We start from the raw sequence: 16,358 nt of genomic DNA, 5'->3' as shown, positions 1-16,358 counted from the left end.
CATGCGAATCGCCGTCCTGACCCGATTCCACCGGCCGCACGGGTCCGCCGGGCGCCGGCGCCGCGGAGCCTGACGGGCAAGGGGGATCGAACCGGTCGACGACGGAAAACTAGAACACGATCTAGTCAAATCCGGCACGCGTTCCCCAGCCCCTCCCACGTCACCCGGCCCCGGTCCGCCGCTGTTCGGTTGCCTTCAGTATCGCCCATCGCGGGGGCATTACCTGCGGAAACGATACGCAAACACGGTTCGTGTCGATTCGTCGACCCGCAGGACGCGGATCAGCCCAGTTCGCGCAGCGCCGCCGAGGCCGAGAACATGGCGGCCGGATCCCGATCCTCGAAGTAGGTCCCGAGTTCCGCGGCGAGCGCACCCGGTGTCCAGCCGCCGTCCGCGGCATCGAAGCGCCGCTCCACGACCGGCGCCGCCATCAACGCCACCATCGGGCCGTAGACGACGAAGACCTGACCGTTCACGGAGTCGGCGGCGGGAGACGCCAGGTAGGCGACCAGCGCGGCCACGTGCTCGGGCGACAACGGATCGACCCCCTCGGCGGGCGCCTCCCCGAAGACGTTCTCCGTCATCGACGTGCGGGCCCGCGGGCAGATCGCGTTGGCCCGGACGCCGTACCGGGAGAGCCCGCGGGCCGCCGACAGCGTGAGCGCGGTGATGCCGGCCTTGGCGGCACCGTAGTTCGCCTGCCCCTCGGGGCCGAGCAGTCCCGCCTCGGACGAGGTGTTGACGATGCGCCCGTACACCGGCCCGCCGGCCTCCTTCGACCTGCCCCGCCAATACGACGCGGCGGCGCGGCACAGCAGGAAGTGTCCGCGCAGATGAACTTTCAGCACGAGGTCCCAGTCTTCGTCGGACATGTTGAACAGCATGCGATCCCGCGTGATGCCCGCGTTGTTCACCAGAATGTCGAGGCCGCCGAGCCGGCTCTGCGCCGCCTCCATGATCGCGTCGGCGGTGGACCGTTCCCCGATGTCGCCTGCCACGAACTCGACCTTCGCGCCCAGGCCCCGGATCTCCTCCAGAGTTGCCTCGACGGCCTCGTTCGCGACCAGGTCGTTGACGACGACCGACGCACCCGCGCGGGCCAGTGCGATCGCCTCGAACTTTCCGAGACCGGATCCGGCGCCGGTCACGACGGCGACCCTGCCGTCCACGCTCACATCACGGTCGCTCGCAGCATTCATGAACACGCTCTCCTGGTTCTCTGCACTCACGGAAACGTCACTGTAGAACGTGTTCTCATTCCGGGCAACAATCCTCAGGGATGCTCGGTGAGCGCAGCCCGCGGACACTGGGCGATGGCCGTACGCACGTCTTCCTCCCGGTCAGCGGGGGGAACGGCGGTCGTGATGTGCAGCTGATCGTCGTCGTCGAGCTCGAAGATGTCGGGTGCGATCCCCACGCACACACCATTGGCCTCGCAACGGTCGAAATCGACTCTGACCTCCATGGCAACCCTCATTTCTCCTCGTCTCGTCACTCGCGGATCCGGGTGCCGCCGGGCTGTGGCGCACGCCGTTCCTGCGATAACACTAGAACCTGTTCCAGTCGTGTGCAATGATTCGTTCCACGACTGCGGGCACGCCTACCGGGCGCGCTCCGGGGCCGGTACGAGCCGGCTCCGCCGATGCACCGCAGAGACTGGAACCTGTGCCAGATTTCAGCTGATTTCGCTCTCGGACCGGAGAGGTATTTCGATGCACATCACCTACACACCGCAGCAGCAACAGCTGCGGGAAGAGCTGCGCGCGTACTTCGCGAAGCTGATGACGCCGGAGCGTCGAGAGGCACTGGCCGCCACCACCGGCGAATACGGCGAGGGCACCGTCTACCGCGACGTCGTCGCCCAGATGGGCAAGGACGGCTGGCTGACACTCGGGTGGCCCAAGGAATACGGCGGCCAGGAACGGTCGGCGATGGAGCAGCTGATCTTCACCGACGAGGCGGCCATCGCAGGCGCCCCCGTCCCCTTCCTCACCATCAACTCGGTGGCGCCGACGATCATGCACTTCGGCACCCCCGAGCAGAAATCGTTCTTCCTGCCCAAGATCTCGGCCGGCGAACTGCACTTCTCCATCGGCTACTCCGAGCCCGAAGCGGGCACCGACCTCGCAAGCCTGCGCACCACCGCCGTCAAGGACGGCGACGACTACGTCATCAACGGCCAGAAGATGTGGACGAGCCTCATCGCGTACGCCGACTACGTGTGGCTGGCGTGCCGCACCGACCCCGAAGCGAAGAAGCACAAGGGCATCAGCATGCTGATCGTCCCGACCACCGCCGACGGCTTCTCGTACACACCGGTGCACACGATGGCCGGCCCGGACACGAGCGCCACCTACTACCAGGACGTGCGGGTGCCCTCGTCCGCACTGGTCGGCCCCGAACACGGCGGCTGGGCGCTGATCACCAATCAGCTCAACCACGAGCGCGTCGCGCTGACGTCCGCCGGTCCGGTCCTCACCGCCCAGCGTGAGGTGCGCGAATGGGCGCAGAACACCAAGCTGCCGGACGGCCGCCGCGTCATCGACCAGGAGTGGGTGCAGATCAATCTCGCGCGCGTCCACGCGAAGGCCGAATACCTGAAGTTGATGAACTGGGAAATCGCCTCGTCCACCGATCACGCTCCCGGCCCGGAGGCGGCGTCGGCCAACAAGGTCTACGGCACCGAGTTCGCAACGGAGGCGTACCGGCTGCTGATGGAGATCCTCGGACCGTCGGCCACGCTGCGGCAGAACTCCCCCGGCGTCCTGCTGCGCGGGCGGCTCGAGCGGATGCACCGGTCGTCGCTGATCCTCACGTTCGGCGGCGGAACCAACGAGGTGCAGCGCGACATCATCGCCATGACCGCCCTCGGCCTGCCCCCCGCGAAGCGTTAGGACTGGAATTATGGACTTCACTCCCACCGAGGCCCAGCAGGATCTTGCCGGCCTCACCCGAGGAATCGTCTCGGATCTCGTCACCAACGACCGGCTGCGCGAACTCGACGCGGCGGAGGACCGTCTCGATCGCCGGCTGTGGTCCGCGCTCGCGTCGTCGGACGTACTGAGTGCCGCGCTGCCGGGGTCGGTGGGCGGCGACGGTTTCGGCGTCCTCGAGCAGTGCAGCATCCTCGTCGAACTGGGCCGTGCCGTGGCGGCGGTGCCCTATCTGTCGTCGATCGTGATGGCGGCCGGGGCGCTCGCGAAGTACGGAAGCGAGCAGCAGCGTGCCGACTGGGCCGCTCCGGCCGCGCGGGGCGAGAAGATCCTCACCGTGGCCCTCGACGAGGAACTGGGCGACAACCCTGCCGCGCCCGTCACACGTGCCGAACCCGGCGCGGACGGCTGGACGCTCGACGGCACCAAGATCGTGGTGGACGCGGCCCCGTCCGCCGACCTCTTCCTGGTCCCGGCGACCACCCCGGACGGGGTCGCGGTCTTCCTCGTCCGCCCCGACGACGCCGGGGTGACCGTCACCCGTCAGCAGACCGTCGACCTGGCCAGCACCGGTGAGGTGGCCCTCCGCGGAGTGTCGCTGTCCGGGGACCGCCTCCTCGGCACCGTCGAGGAGGGAAGCGAGATCGTGGACTGGATCGTCGAGCACGGCACGCTCGGCGCGTGCGCGTATCAGTACGGCGTTCTCGACGAGGCTCTGAAACTCACCGCCGCGTATGCCCGCGAGCGGGTGCAGTTCGGGCGGCCCATCGGCAGTTTCCAGGCCGTCGCTCAGCGCCTTGCCGACGGGTACATCGACGTGAAGGGCGTCCGGCTCACACTGTGGCAGGCGGCGTGGCGGATCGGCGAGGGACTGCCCAGCGAAGGCGACGTCCAGACCGCCAACTTCTGGGCGTCCGACGCCGGCCACCGGGTTGCCCATACCCTCGTCCACGTCCACGGCGGCGTCGGACTCGACGAGGACCACCCCGTACACCGGTACTTCCTCGCCGCGAAGGCGCTCGAATTCCGGCTCGGTTCGGCCACGCAGCAGCTGCGGGTCCTCGGCGCCGAACTGGCCACCGTCCCGGCATGACCGCCACGCTCGCCCGGACGGTGGCGGACCTGCTGCTCGGTGTCGCAGAGTCCGACGCCCAGGGGCTGTACTTCGAGGACCGGTTCCTGTCGTGGTCCGAACACGTGCGAGCGAGCCTGCGGCGCGCCGCGATTCTCGACGACCTCCTCGACGCGCAGCGGCCCCGGCACTTCGGGGTCCTGATGGACAACGTCCCCGAGTTCTCCCTCCTCGCCGGGGCGGCGGCGCTGTCCGGCGCCGTGCTGGTGGGGCTCAACACCACCCGGCGCGGGGAGGCGCTGGCCCGCGACATCGCACTGGCGGACTGCCAGGTCGTCTTCACCGAATCGGGGCGCTCCGCATTGCTGGACGATCTCGACCCGGGTGTCCCGGTCGTCGACGTGGATTCGGCGGCATGGTCCGCCCTGCTCGCCGAGACGCGCGCTGACTTCACGCCGAAGACCGCTCACGCCGAAGACCTGTTCATGCTCATCTTCACGTCGGGCACGAGCGGTGATCCGAAGGCGGTCCGCTGCACGCACGCGAAGATCACCGGTCCCGGCGTCATGCTCGCCGAGCGCTTCGCGCTGACCCCTGACGACGTCGTGTACATGTCGATGCCGATGTTCCATTCCAATGCCATGATGGCGGCGTGGTCCGTGGCGCTCGCCGGGCACAGTTCGATTGCGCTGCGGCGCAGGTTCTCCGCGTCGAACTTCCTGTCCGACGTGCGGAGGTTCGGCGTCACGTACGCCAACTACGTCGGAAAGCCGCTGTCGTATGTGCTGGCGACTCCCGAAATGCCCGACGACGCCGACAACACCCTGCGGGTGATGTACGGCAACGAGGGGTCGGCGCCCGCGGTCGCGGCGTTCGCGTCTCGCTTCGGCACCGCGGTGATCGACGGGTTCGGTTCCACCGAGGGCGGCATCGCCATTTCCTCGACCCCGGGGGCACCATCCGGCTCGCTGGGCAGGCTCCCCGAGGGCGTCGCGATCCTCGATCCCGAGACCGGCAATCCCTGTCCGCCCGCCGAATTCGATTCCGCAGGCCGGGTGCTCAACGCCGAGGCCGCGACGGGTGAACTCGTCAACCTGGCGGGATCGGGGGCCTTCGCCGGCTACTACAACAATCCCGAGGCGGACGCCGAGCGGATCCGCGACGGCCGGTACTGGAGCGGCGACCTCGCCTACCGGGACGCGGACGGGTTCGTCTACTTCGCGGGTCGCAGTTCCGGGTGGTTGCGCGTCGACGGCGAGAACCTGGGTGCGGCGCCCATCGAACGCATCCTGCTGCGGTACGACGGGTTCGCCCAGGTGACGGTGTACGGGGTGCCCGATGTCGAGGTCGGGGACCGGGTGATGGCGGCCGTCGTGCCGACGCGGGATTTCGACCCCGAGGCGTTCGCGGGCTTCCTCGACGCGCAATCGGATCTGAGTCCGAAGCAGCGTCCGGGCCTGATCCGGGTGTGTGCCGAGTTCCCGCGGACGGCCACGTTCAAGGTGCTCACCCGGGTGCTGAGCGCCGAGGCCGCGAACTGCCCCGACCCGGTGTGGGTCCTCACCGGAGACCGCTACTCCCCCAGGTGAGTGGCAAAGTGTGCTGGCGCACGCTTTGCCACTCACCTACCGGAAGCTGTCGAGGCGGGAGATCGCCGTGTCGAAGCCCTTGATCAGTTCGTCCATCACCTCGGCCACCGGCCTGATCTCGTTCATCCGGCCGACGATCTGGCCCACCGGCATCGCCACGACATCCGGGTTCTCGGACGCGGCGATCCGCTGATGCGCCTCGCTGACCAGCAGATTCTGCAGCGGCATCGGCAGCGGTGCCGGCGCCTCCGGCTTCGACCAGGCGTCGGTCCACTTGGTCTTGAGCAGGCGCGCGGGCTTGCCCGAGTAGATCCGGGACCGCACCGTGTCCGCCGACGTCGCCCCGAGGAGGGCACGCTGGATCGCGGACGGTCCCTCGGCCGAGGCGCTGCCGAGTTTGTACTCGGACGTGGTGAGCCAGTACGACCCCATCCACACTCCGCCCGCCCCCAGCGACAGCGCCGCGGCGACCTGACGTCCGCTGCCGATACCACCGGCCGCGAGCACGGCGGCGGAATCGCCGACGGCATCGACGATCTCGGGCACCAGCACCATCGACGCGATCTCGCCGGTGTGCCCGCCGGCCTCGTAGCCCTGCGCGATGACGATGTCGACACCGTTCGCGACGTGCCTGCGCGCGTGCTCCACGGCACCGGCCAGCGCGGCCACGGGAACACCTTTCTCGTGCGCCTGGTCGATGACGTCCTTCGGGGGTGAACCGAGGGCGTTGGCGATCAACGCAATTCGATGATTCAGCGCGACGTCCACGTGCGACCGCGCCACCGAATGCAGCCAGCCGAGCACACCGGTCGCGTGTTCGGCACCCGAATCCAGCGGCGGCACCCCCAGTTCGGACAGGGTGCGGTCGACGAACGCGCGGTGTTCCGCGGGGATCAGCGACTCGAGGTCCACCGACGTGCCCTCGGTGGGAATCTTGGCGGGCATCACGATGTCGACGCCGTACGGCTTGCCGTCGGTGTTCTCGTCCATCCACGACAGGACGGCCTCGAGTTCCTCGGGATCGTTGAACCGGACGCAGCCGAGCACACCCAGACCGCCGGCCCGGGAGATCGCCGCCGCCACGTGTTCGGACGGCGTGAACCCGAAGACCGGGTATTCGATGCCGAACTTCTCGCTCACACTCGTATGCATCTACGCGCCTTTGCTTTCCATGGTGCCGTCTGCGGGCGAGCCGTTGCCGTTGTGGTCGTCGGCCGGCCGGGTCTCGGTCTGTTCCTTGGCCCACCGGTAGTCGGGTTTGCCCGCCGGCGAGCGCTTGATCTCGTCGACGAACCACAGGCTGCGCGGAACCTTGTATCCCGCGATCTCGTTGCGCGCCGCATCGGCGATCTCGTGCAGGCTCGGACGCGCCCCGCCCCGGGTCTGGATGACCGCGGCGACGCGCTGGCCGAAGCGTTCGTCGGGAATGCCGACCACGAGCGCGTCGAAGACGTCGGGATGCGATTTGAGTGCGCCCTCGACCTCCTCGGGGAAGATCTTCTCGCCGCCGCTGTTGATGGACACCGAGCCGCGGCCGAGCATCGTCACCGTGCCGTCCGCCTCCACCTGCGCGAAATCGCCGGGGATGGAGTAGCGGATGCCGTTGATCTCCTTGAACGTAGCCTTCGTCTTCTCTTCGTCCTTGTAGTAGCCGATCGGGATGTGCCCCTTTCGCGCCAGGATCCCGACGACGCCGGAGCCGGGCTCCACCGGGTTGCCGTCCTCGCCGAGGACGGACGTCGATGCGTCGATCTTCACCGTCGGGCCGCCGCCGTGCGAGTCGCCCTTCGCGACCACACTGAGGCCGCCGAACCCTGTCTCGGACGAACCAATGGAGTCGGTGATCATCCGGTTGGGCAGCAGTTCGAGGTACTTCTCCTTGATGCTGGGTGAGAACAACGCCGCCGAACTCGCCATCAGGAACAGCGACGACAGGTCGTAGGGTTCGCCGCTCGCGGTATTGCCTTCCACCAGCGCGTCGAGCATCGGGCGCGCCATCGCGTCACCGGTGATGAAGATCAGGTTGACCTTGTGCTGATCGACGATCCGCCACACGTCGTGGCCGTCGAATTCCGGGTGCATGACGCACTTTCCGCCGCCGAACAGGCTCTGGAACACCGCCCACTGGCTGCCGCCGTGGATCATCGGCGGGATCGGGAAACGGGTCATGCCGGGGCTCTCGGCGCCCAGCTTCGCGAGGTCCCACTCGTCCTCGACGTATTCCCCGGTCATGAAGTTGATGCCGCCGCCGAGCACCCGCCAGACGTCCTCGTGACGCCACATGACGCCCTTCGGCTTTCCGGTGGTGCCGCCGGTGTAGAGCATGTACAGGTCGTCGTTGCTGCGCTCGCCGAAGTCGCGGTCGGGAGAACCCTGCGCCAGTGCCGCCTCGTATTCGACCCCCTCGTAGTCGAGATCGGTGCCGTCCTCGACCACGACGGTGGTCTTCAGGAGCGGCGTCTCGGGGAGTACGTTCGCCACCTTGTCGGCGTATCTGCGTTCGTGAACGAGCGCGACCATGTCCGAATTGTCGAAGATGTATTGCAACTCGTTCTCGATGTACCGGTAGTTGACGTTCACCATCACCGCACGGATCTTGAAGACCGCCACCATGGCTTCGATGGCCTCGATGCGGTTCCGGCAGTAGATGCCCACCTTGTCACCGGGCCGAACACCCTGTTCGCGCAGGTAGTGGCCGAGGCGATTGGCCCTCTCCTCCATCTGCGCGTACGTCACTTCCCGGTCGTCGGACACCAACGCGACGCGGTCCGGAACGAGGTCGATTGCGTGCTCTACGAGGTCTGCGATATTAAGGGCCACGTCAACAAAGTAGAACGTGTTACCGTTTCTGGCAAGACCTAATTTGAGAGCCAGCTCACACACCCTTCGGGAGACTTCAGTGTCCTCTACAACGACCGAGAAATCCGACATTTCGGCACAGTCGCCGCACTGCCTCGTCGAGAAACGCGGGCACGTTCTGATCGTCACCATGAACCGCCCCGAGGCAAAGAACGCGCTGTCCGGCGAAATGATGGCGATCATGAAGGACGCGTGGGATCAGGTCGACTCCGACCCGGACATCCGGGTCGCCATCCTCACCGGCGCCGGCGGTGCCTTCTGCGCGGGCGCCGACCTCAAGGCCATGACGTCGCAGCACCCGGGCGACTCGTTTTCCGGAGGTGGCTGGGACCTGTCGAAGATCGAGGCGCTGCTCAAGGGACGGCGCCTCACCAAACCCCTCATCGCGGCGGTCGAGGGTCCCGCCATCGCCGGCGGCACCGAGATCCTGCAGGGCACCGACATCCGCGTCGCCGGCGAGAGCGCCAAATTCGGTGTGTCCGAAGCAAAATGGGGACTCTTCCCGCTCGGCGGCTCCGCCGTGCGCCTCGTCCGGCAGATCCCGTACACCGTCGCCGCCGACATCCTGCTCACCGGACGCCACATCAAGGCCCGCGAGGCGAAGGAGATCGGCCTCATCGGGCACGTCGTCCCCGACGGTCAGGCCCTCGACAAGGCCCTCGAACTCGCCGACCTCATCGCCGCGAACGGCCCCCTCGCCGTCCAGGCCATCCTGAAGACCATCCGCGACACCGAAGGCATGCACGAGGAGGAGGCCTTCCAGATCGACGCCGCCCTCGGCACCGAGGTCTTCAAGTCCGCCGACGCGAAGGAAGGCCCCCGCGCCTTCTCCGAAAAACGCGCGCCGAAGTTCGAGGGTCGCTGACCCGCCGGCTCCCCTCCGCCCCTCCGCCCCTCCGCCCCTCCGCCCCTCCCCCTCCCCCTCCGTCCGGACGAACGGGACGCTCGTTGCGTTAGATCGAACGAACGTCCCGTTCGTCCCACGGGCGGCGGGGCGGCTAGGGCAACATCCGAACGCCCGGCCGCGGACGCGACGCGGCGAGTTCGAAGTGAGCCCTCAGGTCGGCGATGACCTGCGCGGGCTTGTCGCGGACAGCGCTCGGCAAGGTCGGCAGCACGATGATGCCGGCGTTCTGCATGCGCGTCCGCCGCTCCACGGTGTGCTTGTACTGCTGAGGTGCGAGGTGCCAGTCGAGCGAATCGATGTCCCACGCGAGCGCGACCTCGTCGATCCACCCGTCCGGCATCGCAATGAATCGTCCGTCGGTGTCGACGATCTTCCTGTTGAACACCATCTCGGGAAGTCCACTGCGCAGCCACAACCGGCGGGCGCTGGCCTCGGCGACCGAGTGAACGTTGGCCTTCATTTCCCGCAGGACGATTCGCGGGAGGGCTGATCCACGACCACTTCCTGCGTCGAGTTCGACGGCGAGTTCTTCCGCCGTGACCGCTCCGCGCTGGACGACTTCCGCGATCGTCGCGCGCGCCGCGTCCAGCGTCGTGCACCTCCGCGCGGCGTCGAGTAGGGCCCTCGGCAACGGTGCGCAGGCGATATTTCCGCGCAACTGGGCCTCAGGCATGCGCGACGTGCGCTCGACCTTGACGAAGCCTGTGGATTGCACCCGACGATCGACCGCGACGAGAACATCCACGTCACCGGAATAGCTCCCGAAGCCGTGACATCGCAGGGCCGAACGTCCCGTGACAAGCGAGTTCCTGCCGCAGAACAGAAGCGCTGCGAGCACTCTGTGCTGGAACGACGGCTGCCCGTTCTGGAGAAGCACGATTCCCGGTAGGAGGCGCTGCCACGGTCCACCCGACCGACACCGCGCCGAGATCGTCGATCGAGCCAACCCGAGGCGTTCGAGTTCCGACGTCCGGACGACGCCGGCCACCCCTACCTGATCGAACAACTCCGGCCGCTGACCCCAATTCCCCCGTCGCATCAGCTCATGCTGCCAGCGAAGGGCCAGTCGCAACAGGCCGAATCTGCCCCCTGTGGATAACCCACCTTCCCGGCTGGGACGAACGGGACGTTCGTTCGATCTGACGCAACGAGCGTCCCGTTCGTCCGGAAACGGGGGGCGCGCGACGGGAGGCGGGGTGACGCCCGAGCGCGGGAGGGCGGGGGTAAGGGGGCGGAGGTAAGGGGGCGGGGGTAACGGGGCGGGGGTGAGGGGGCGGGGGTCAGCGGGGTCAGCGGCGGTCAGCCGAGGACCGCCCCGGAGAGTTCGCGGACGTGGCCGGCGTCGCGGCAGGAGACGAGGAGCATGGTGACGCCGGCGTCGGCCCAGCGTTTGACGTCGGCGCGGACTTCGTCGACGTTGCCGATGATCATGGTCTCGGTGACCATCTCGTCGGGAACGACGGCGGCGGCTTCGTCTTTGCGGCCTGCGCGGAAGAGGCGGCCGATTTCTTCGACCTGCTCGCCGTAGCCCATGCGGGTGTAGACCTGGGCGTGGAAGTTGAGTTCGGGGGCGCCCATGCCGCCGACGTAGAGCGCGGTGATCGGTTTGAGTCCGGCGATGGCGGCGTCCCGGTCGTCGGTGACGATGACCTGGCAGGTGGCGGCGACTTCGAAGTCTTCGCGACTGCGCCGGGCGCCGGGGCGGGCGAAGCCTTCGTCGAGCCATTCGTTGTACATGGGTGCGAGTCGGGGTGAGTAGTAGATCGCGAGCCAGCCGTCGGCGATCTCGGCGGTGAGCGCGACATTCTTCGGGCCTTCGGCGCCGAGCCAAATCGGGATGTCGGCGCGGAGTGGATGGGTGATCGGCTTGAGGGGTTTCCCGAGGCCGGTGCTGCCGGGACCGGTGTAGGGCAGCGGGAAGTGCGGGCCGTCGCTGGTGACGGGCCCCTGCCGCGACAGCACCTTGCGGACGATGGAGACGTACTCGCGGGTGCGGGCGAGCGGTTTGGTGAACGGCTGCCCGTACCACCCCTCGACGACCTGCGGTCCGGAGACACCGAGGCCGAGGATCGCGCGGCCGCCGCTGAGGTGGTCGAGGGTGAGGGCGTGCATGGCGGTGCTGGTGGGTGTGCGGGCGGAGATCTGGACGACGGAGGTGCCGAGGCGGACGCGGTCGGTGGCCGACCCCCACCAGGCGAGGGGGGTGAAGGCGTCGGATCCCCACGATTCGGCGGCGAAGACGGCGTCGAATCCTTCGGCCTCGGCCGCGGCGATCAACTCCGGGGCATTCGCCGGCGGCTGTGCGCCCCAGTACCCCAGTTGCAACCCGAGCTTCATGATGTGCCTCCGCATCGACCGTCGTCAGAAGTGACCCTTGCCACAAACACTAGAACCTGTTCTACTCGAAGTTGTGAGCATGGGAAAGAGCGCGGTGGCCGAAAAATTCTCGAACGAACCGTTGAGCGCCCCGCTGAAACTTCAATTCGACTACACCCGATCGGTGGGTCCGACCATCGGAGCGTTCGTGACCGCGCTGCGCGACCGCAAGGTCATCGGCGCCCGCGGCTCGGACGGGCGCGTCTACGTCCCCCCGCCCGAATTCGACCCCACCACCGCCGAACCCCTCACCGACTTCGTCGGGGTGTCCGACGCCGGGACCGTGGTGAGCTGGACGTGGATGCCGGAACCGATTGCCGGACAGCCACTCACCTCCCCGTTCGCGTGGGCGCTGATCAAGCTGGACGGCGCCGACACCTCCATGGTTCACGCCGTGGACGTCCCCTCCCCCGCCGGGATGAGCACGGGCATGCGGGTTCGGGCGCGCTGGGCGCAGGAGCGCGCCGGGCACATCCAGGACATCGTGTGCTTCGAGCCCGGGGAGTCGGCGGGCGCACCCGAACCGTCGACGGAATCGGAACCGGTCACGATGATCACGACGCCGGTCGACCTCGACTACATGCATTCCGCCTCCGCCGAGGAGAGCTACTATCTCCGAGGGCTGAAGGCGGGCAAGCTGATCGGCGGCCGCACCGGGCCGGGCGGCAAGGTGTACATCCCGCCGCGCAGCGCCAACCCCACCGACGGCATCCCGACGAAGGAGCAGGTGGAACTGCCGGACACGGGCATCGTCACGACGTTCTGCATCGTGAACGTTCCGTTCCTCGGGCAGCGGATCAAGCCGCCGTACGTCGCCGCCTACGTGCTGCTCGACGGCGCGGACATCGCGTTTCTGCACCTGATCCTCGACTGCGACGCTGCCGACGTGCGGATGGGCATGCGCGTGGAGGCCAAGTGGAAGCCCCGCGAGGAGTGGGGCTACACCCTCGAGAACATCGAGTACTTCAGGCCGACGGGCGAGCCCGACGCCGAGTACGACACCTACAAACACCACCTGTGAGGGCGCGGAACAATGACAGATATCGCAGTCGTCGGGTTCGCGCACGCACCACACGTGCGTGAGACCACCGGCACCACCAACGGCGTCGAGATGCTGGTTCCCTGTTTCCAGCTGCTGTACGAAGAGCTCGGGATCACCAAGTCCGACATTGGTTTCTGGTGCTCCGGCTCCTCCGACTACCTCGCCGGCCGTGCGTTCTCCTTCATCTCCGCCGTCGACTCGATCGGGGCGGTTCCGCCGATCAACGAGTCGCACGTCGAGATGGACGCGGCCTGGGCGTTCTACGAGGCCTGGATCAAGATCATGACCGGCGAGGTCGACACCGCGCTGGTCTACGGTTTCGGCAAGTCGTCGGCGGGCAACCTGCGCAAGATCCTGTCGATGCAACTCGACCCCTACCTGGTCACGCCACTTGCTCTGGACTCGGTGTCGCTCGCCGGACTGCAGGCCCGCCTCGGGCTGGACGCCGGGAAGTGGACGTCCGAGGAGATGGCGGCCGTGGCCGCGCGCAGCCGGGCCGCGGCGGAGAGCAATCCGAACACGCAGCTGTCGGGACACGTGGACATCAACGAACTCCTCGCCAGCCCGTTCGTCGCGGACCCGTTGCGCGCCCACGACTGCGCACCGATCACCGACGGTGCCGCCGCGGTCGTGCTCGCGTCCGGCGACCGCGCGCGTGAGCTGTGCGAGCGGCCGGCGTGGATCACCGGCATCGAGCATCGGATCGACTCCCCGAACTTCGGCGCCCGCGACCTCACGGTGTCGCCGTCGACGACCGCCTCCGCCCGCGCCGCCACCGGCGGGGACGTCGGCGGAATCGACGTGGCCGAACTGCACGGACCGTTCACCCATCAGGAGCTGATCCTGCGCGAGGCCATCGGACTGTCCGACGCGACGACGATCAACCCGTCGGGCGGCCCGCTGAGCGGGAACCCGATGTTCTCGGCAGGTCTGGAACGCATAGGTTACGCAGCCAAGGCCATCATGGACGGCAACGCCGGGCGCACGCTGGCGCACGCCACGAGTGGAGCTGTGCTGCAACAGAATCTGGTCGCAGTCTTGGAGGGACGCAACTGATGGCGAATCAATTGGCCGCCGTACTGGGCACCGGTCAGACCCATTACGTGGCGAAACGGCACGACGTGTCCATGTCCGGTCTGGTACGCGAGGCGATCGACCGCGCGATGGAAGACGCGCGGGTGGGCTGGGACGACATCGACGCCGTCGTGATCGGGAAGGCCCCCGACCTGTTCGAGGGGTCGATGATGCCGGAGCTCGCGATGTCGGACGCACTGGGCGCCAACGGCAAACCGCTCCTGCGTGTGCACACGGCGGGCTCGGTCGGTGGATCGACCGCGTGCGTGGCGTCGAGCCTCGTGAAGTCGGGGGTGCACAAGCGGGTGCTGACGGTCGCGTGGGAAAAGCAGTCCGAGTCGAACGCCATGTGGGCCCTGTCGACGCCGATTCCGTTCCACATGCCGGTCGGCGCCGGCGCGGGCGGATACTTCGCGCCGCACGTCCGCTCGTACATCCGGCGGTCCGGCGCACCCGATCACATCGGCGCCATGGTGGCCGTGAAGGACCGGCTGAACGGCAGCCTCAACCCGTACGCCCACCTCAGGCAACCCGACATCACCCTCGAATCCGTGCAGGCCTCTCAGATGCTGTGGGATCCCATCCGCTACGACGAGACCTGCCCCTCCTCGGACGGCGCCTGCGCGCTGGTGATCGGCAACGAGGAGGCCGCCGAGCAGGTCGTCGCGGACGGCCGTGAGGTGGCCTGGATTCACGCGACCGCGATGCGCACCGAGCCCACCACCTTCGCCGGACGCGACCAGGTGAATCCGCAGGCCGGCCGGGACGCTTCGGCCGCACTGTGGAAGGCCGCGGGCATCAAGGATCCGCTCGACGAGATCGACGTCGCCGAAATCTACGTCCCCTTCTCCTGGTTCGAACCGATGTGGCTCGAGAATCTGGGCTTCGTCGCCGAGGGCGAGGGCTGGAAGCTGACCGAGGCGGGTGAGACGGCCATCGGCGGCCGGCTCCCGCTCAACGCGTCCGGCGGCGTCCTGTCGTCCAACCCCATCGGCGCCTCCGGGATGATCCGGTTCGCCGAGGCGGCGATGCAGGTGATGCACCGGGCAGGCGACCATCAGGTGAAGGACGCACGCAAGGCACTCGGCCACGCCTACGGCGGCGGATCGCAGTACTTCTCGATGTGGGTGGTCGGATCCGACCGGCCGAACAACTAACAGTAGGGACGTCACCAGTGAAATTCACCGTCGGCATCGCCATGAATCCCCTCGACCAGTTGCCGGCTCTCGCGAAAACAGCCGAGGAGTGCGGTTTCTCGTCCATCGCACTCCCCGACTCGCTGTTCTTCATGGAGAGGCAGAGCGCCGACTACCCGTACACACCGGACGGCTCGCGGATGTGGACCGAGGAGACGCCGTGGGTGGATCCGCTGATCGCGGCGGCCGCGATGGGCGCGGTGACGTCGAAGATCGAGTTCTACACCCAGGTCCTCAAGCTGGGGTCCCGCAACCCGGTGCTCCTGGCCCGCCAGGTGGGATCGGTGGCGAACCTGATCGGGAACCGGTTCGGGTTCGGAGTCGGGATCGGCTGGGCACCGGAGGAATTCGAATGGTGCGGGGTGCCGTACGCGAAGCGCGGTGCGCGCGTGGACGAGATGATCGACGTCATCAAGCTGATTCTCGGCGGCGGGATGGTCGAGTATCACGGGAAGTTCTACGACTTCGATCGCCTGCAGATGAGCCCGGCTCCGACGAAGCCGGTGCCGTTCTACGTCGGCGGGCACACCGATGTGGCCCTGCGCCGTGCTGCCCGGGTGGGCGACGGCTGGACGTCGGCGATGATCAAGTTCGACGATCTCGTCCAGGTCATCGCGCGATTGCGGGAACTCCGCGAGGAGTACGGCCGAGCCGATCTGCCCTACGAGATCCAGACCGTCTGCATCGACCGTTTCGGCACGGACGGCTACGCCGAATTGGCGGACGCCGGGGTGACCGACACGATCGTCGTCCCGTGGGTGTTCGACGGCATCGGCTTCGACGGACCGCTCGAGGCCAAGCAGGAGTCGCTGCGCAAGTTCGCCGACCAGTACATCGGATAGGAGCGAAGAACATGACGACGACCGACCATCCGGCCCGCCTCGCCGGGCAGGCGTCCCGCGAGGCGGCCAGCGGCAGGCGCAAGGACGAGTGGCTGGCCCTGTTTGCCGAGGACGCGTGCGTCGAAGATCCCGTCGGCCCTTCGGGTTTCGACCCCGAAGGAAAGGGTCATCACGGCCTCGACGCCATCTCCCGGTTCTACGACATGACGATCGCCACCACCGAATCGCTCGAATTCCTCATCACCGATTCACTGGTCTGCGGCAACGAGAACGTGAACATCGGGACCATCCGGTCCACGGTGGCAGGATCGCAGATCGACGCCGAGGGCGTGTTCGTCTACCGGGTGAACGACGAAGGCAAGATCACGTCGCTGCGGGCCTTCTGGGAGGTCGAGAGGGCGATGAAGACTTTGCGCAAGGTCTGAGCGGTTCGGACGCAGCGCACTCGACACGGAGTTCCGCCCCGAG

15 protein-coding genes are annotated in these 16,358 nt (G+C 67.7%); 9 read left to right on the top strand and 6 right to left on the bottom strand.

The window, feature by feature from the left end:
* Positions 1 to 281 precede the first annotated feature (281 nt).
* Positions 282 to 1,199 carry a 3-oxoacyl-ACP reductase gene (locus ROP_RS23770; RefSeq protein ID WP_043826769.1) on the bottom strand — a complete coding sequence of 306 codons (918 nt, stop codon included), beginning with the start codon at positions 1,197 to 1,199 and terminating at the stop codon, positions 282 to 284.
* A gap of 74 nt (positions 1,200 to 1,273) precedes the next feature.
* Complete coding sequence (locus ROP_RS23765; RefSeq protein WP_015888555.1) at positions 1,274 to 1,465, bottom strand: ferredoxin; 192 nt, start codon at positions 1,463 to 1,465, stop codon at positions 1,274 to 1,276.
* Between the two features lie 247 nt (positions 1,466 to 1,712).
* On the opposite strand from ROP_RS23765, the gene ROP_RS23760 reads away from it, so the two are divergent.
* Genes ROP_RS23760 through ROP_RS23750 form a run of 3 tightly spaced genes read left to right on the top strand, consistent with a single transcriptional unit; the run spans position 1,713 to position 5,594 of the window.
* Entirely contained in the window at positions 1,713 to 2,894 is a 1,182-nt protein-coding gene (locus tag ROP_RS23760; RefSeq protein WP_015888554.1) for an acyl-CoA dehydrogenase family protein, read from the top strand.
* A gap of 10 nt (positions 2,895 to 2,904) precedes the next feature.
* Entirely contained in the window at positions 2,905 to 4,026 is a 1,122-nt protein-coding gene (locus ROP_RS23755; RefSeq protein WP_015888553.1) for an acyl-CoA dehydrogenase family protein, read from the top strand.
* Complete coding sequence (locus ROP_RS23750; RefSeq protein WP_015888552.1) at positions 4,023 to 5,594, top strand: long-chain-fatty-acid--CoA ligase; 1,572 nt, start codon at positions 4,023 to 4,025, stop codon at positions 5,592 to 5,594. The genes ROP_RS23755 and ROP_RS23750 overlap by 4 nt, the downstream gene beginning before the upstream one ends.
* A 36-nt stretch (positions 5,595 to 5,630) precedes the next feature.
* On the opposite strand, the gene ROP_RS23745 is transcribed toward ROP_RS23750, so the two are convergent.
* Together ROP_RS23745 and ROP_RS23740 are read right to left on the bottom strand one after the other, a co-directional pair.
* On the bottom strand, positions 5,631 to 6,746 hold the full coding sequence (locus ROP_RS23745) for an NAD(P)H-dependent flavin oxidoreductase (RefSeq protein WP_015888551.1): 1,116 nt from the start codon (positions 6,744 to 6,746) through the stop codon (positions 5,631 to 5,633).
* Positions 6,747 to 8,414 (bottom strand): acyl-CoA synthetase, encoded by a 1,668-nt coding sequence (locus ROP_RS23740; protein ID WP_015888550.1) that lies wholly within the window; start codon positions 8,412 to 8,414, stop codon positions 6,747 to 6,749.
* Between the two features lie 79 nt (positions 8,415 to 8,493).
* On the opposite strand from ROP_RS23740, the gene ROP_RS23735 reads away from it, so the two are divergent.
* Positions 8,494 to 9,318: a crotonase/enoyl-CoA hydratase family protein gene (locus ROP_RS23735; RefSeq protein WP_015888549.1), complete on the top strand. Its 825-nt coding sequence runs from the start codon at positions 8,494 to 8,496 to the stop codon at positions 9,316 to 9,318.
* A gap of 133 nt (positions 9,319 to 9,451) precedes the next feature.
* Here ROP_RS23735 and ROP_RS23730 read toward each other — a convergent pair whose 3' ends face one another.
* Together ROP_RS23730 and ROP_RS23725 are read right to left on the bottom strand one after the other, a co-directional pair.
* Positions 9,452 to 10,399, bottom strand: coding sequence for a hypothetical protein (locus ROP_RS23730; protein ID WP_015888548.1), 948 nt, complete (start codon positions 10,397 to 10,399; stop codon positions 9,452 to 9,454).
* Between the two features lie 260 nt (positions 10,400 to 10,659).
* A complete protein-coding gene (locus tag ROP_RS23725) occupies positions 10,660 to 11,697 on the bottom strand; it encodes an LLM class F420-dependent oxidoreductase (RefSeq protein WP_015888547.1) in 1,038 nt (345 codons plus the stop codon).
* Between the two features lie 79 nt (positions 11,698 to 11,776).
* On the opposite strand from ROP_RS23725, the gene ROP_RS23720 reads away from it, so the two are divergent.
* Genes ROP_RS23720 through ROP_RS23700 form a run of 5 tightly spaced genes read left to right on the top strand, consistent with a single transcriptional unit; the run spans position 11,777 to position 16,315 of the window.
* A complete protein-coding gene (locus tag ROP_RS23720; RefSeq protein WP_043825217.1) occupies positions 11,777 to 12,757 on the top strand; it encodes a Zn-ribbon domain-containing OB-fold protein in 981 nt (326 codons plus the stop codon).
* Between the two features lie 12 nt (positions 12,758 to 12,769).
* Positions 12,770 to 13,834 carry a thiolase domain-containing protein gene (locus ROP_RS23715; RefSeq protein ID WP_015888545.1) on the top strand — a complete coding sequence of 355 codons (1,065 nt, stop codon included), beginning with the start codon at positions 12,770 to 12,772 and terminating at the stop codon, positions 13,832 to 13,834.
* The gene (locus tag ROP_RS23710; RefSeq protein WP_015888544.1) at positions 13,834 to 15,009 is read left to right on the top strand and encodes a thiolase domain-containing protein; all 1,176 of its coding nucleotides are present in this window, start codon (positions 13,834 to 13,836) and stop codon (positions 15,007 to 15,009) included. The genes ROP_RS23715 and ROP_RS23710 overlap by 1 nt, the downstream gene beginning before the upstream one ends.
* 17 nt (positions 15,010 to 15,026) lie before the next feature.
* Positions 15,027 to 15,890, top strand: a complete 864-nt coding sequence (locus tag ROP_RS23705; RefSeq protein WP_015888543.1) for a TIGR03619 family F420-dependent LLM class oxidoreductase — start codon at positions 15,027 to 15,029, stop codon at positions 15,888 to 15,890.
* An 11-nt stretch (positions 15,891 to 15,901) separates the two neighbouring features.
* The gene (locus ROP_RS23700) at positions 15,902 to 16,315 is read left to right on the top strand and encodes a nuclear transport factor 2 family protein (protein ID WP_015888542.1); all 414 of its coding nucleotides are present in this window, start codon (positions 15,902 to 15,904) and stop codon (positions 16,313 to 16,315) included.
* The last annotated feature ends 43 nt before the right edge of the window (positions 16,316 to 16,358 follow it).

This window comes from Rhodococcus opacus B4, assembly GCF_000010805.1.
Lineage (GTDB): Bacteria > Actinomycetota > Actinomycetes > Mycobacteriales > Mycobacteriaceae > Rhodococcus_F > Rhodococcus_F opacus_C.
Note: the sequence above shows the minus strand (reverse complement) of the source record. Positions and strands in the feature narration are given on the sequence as shown.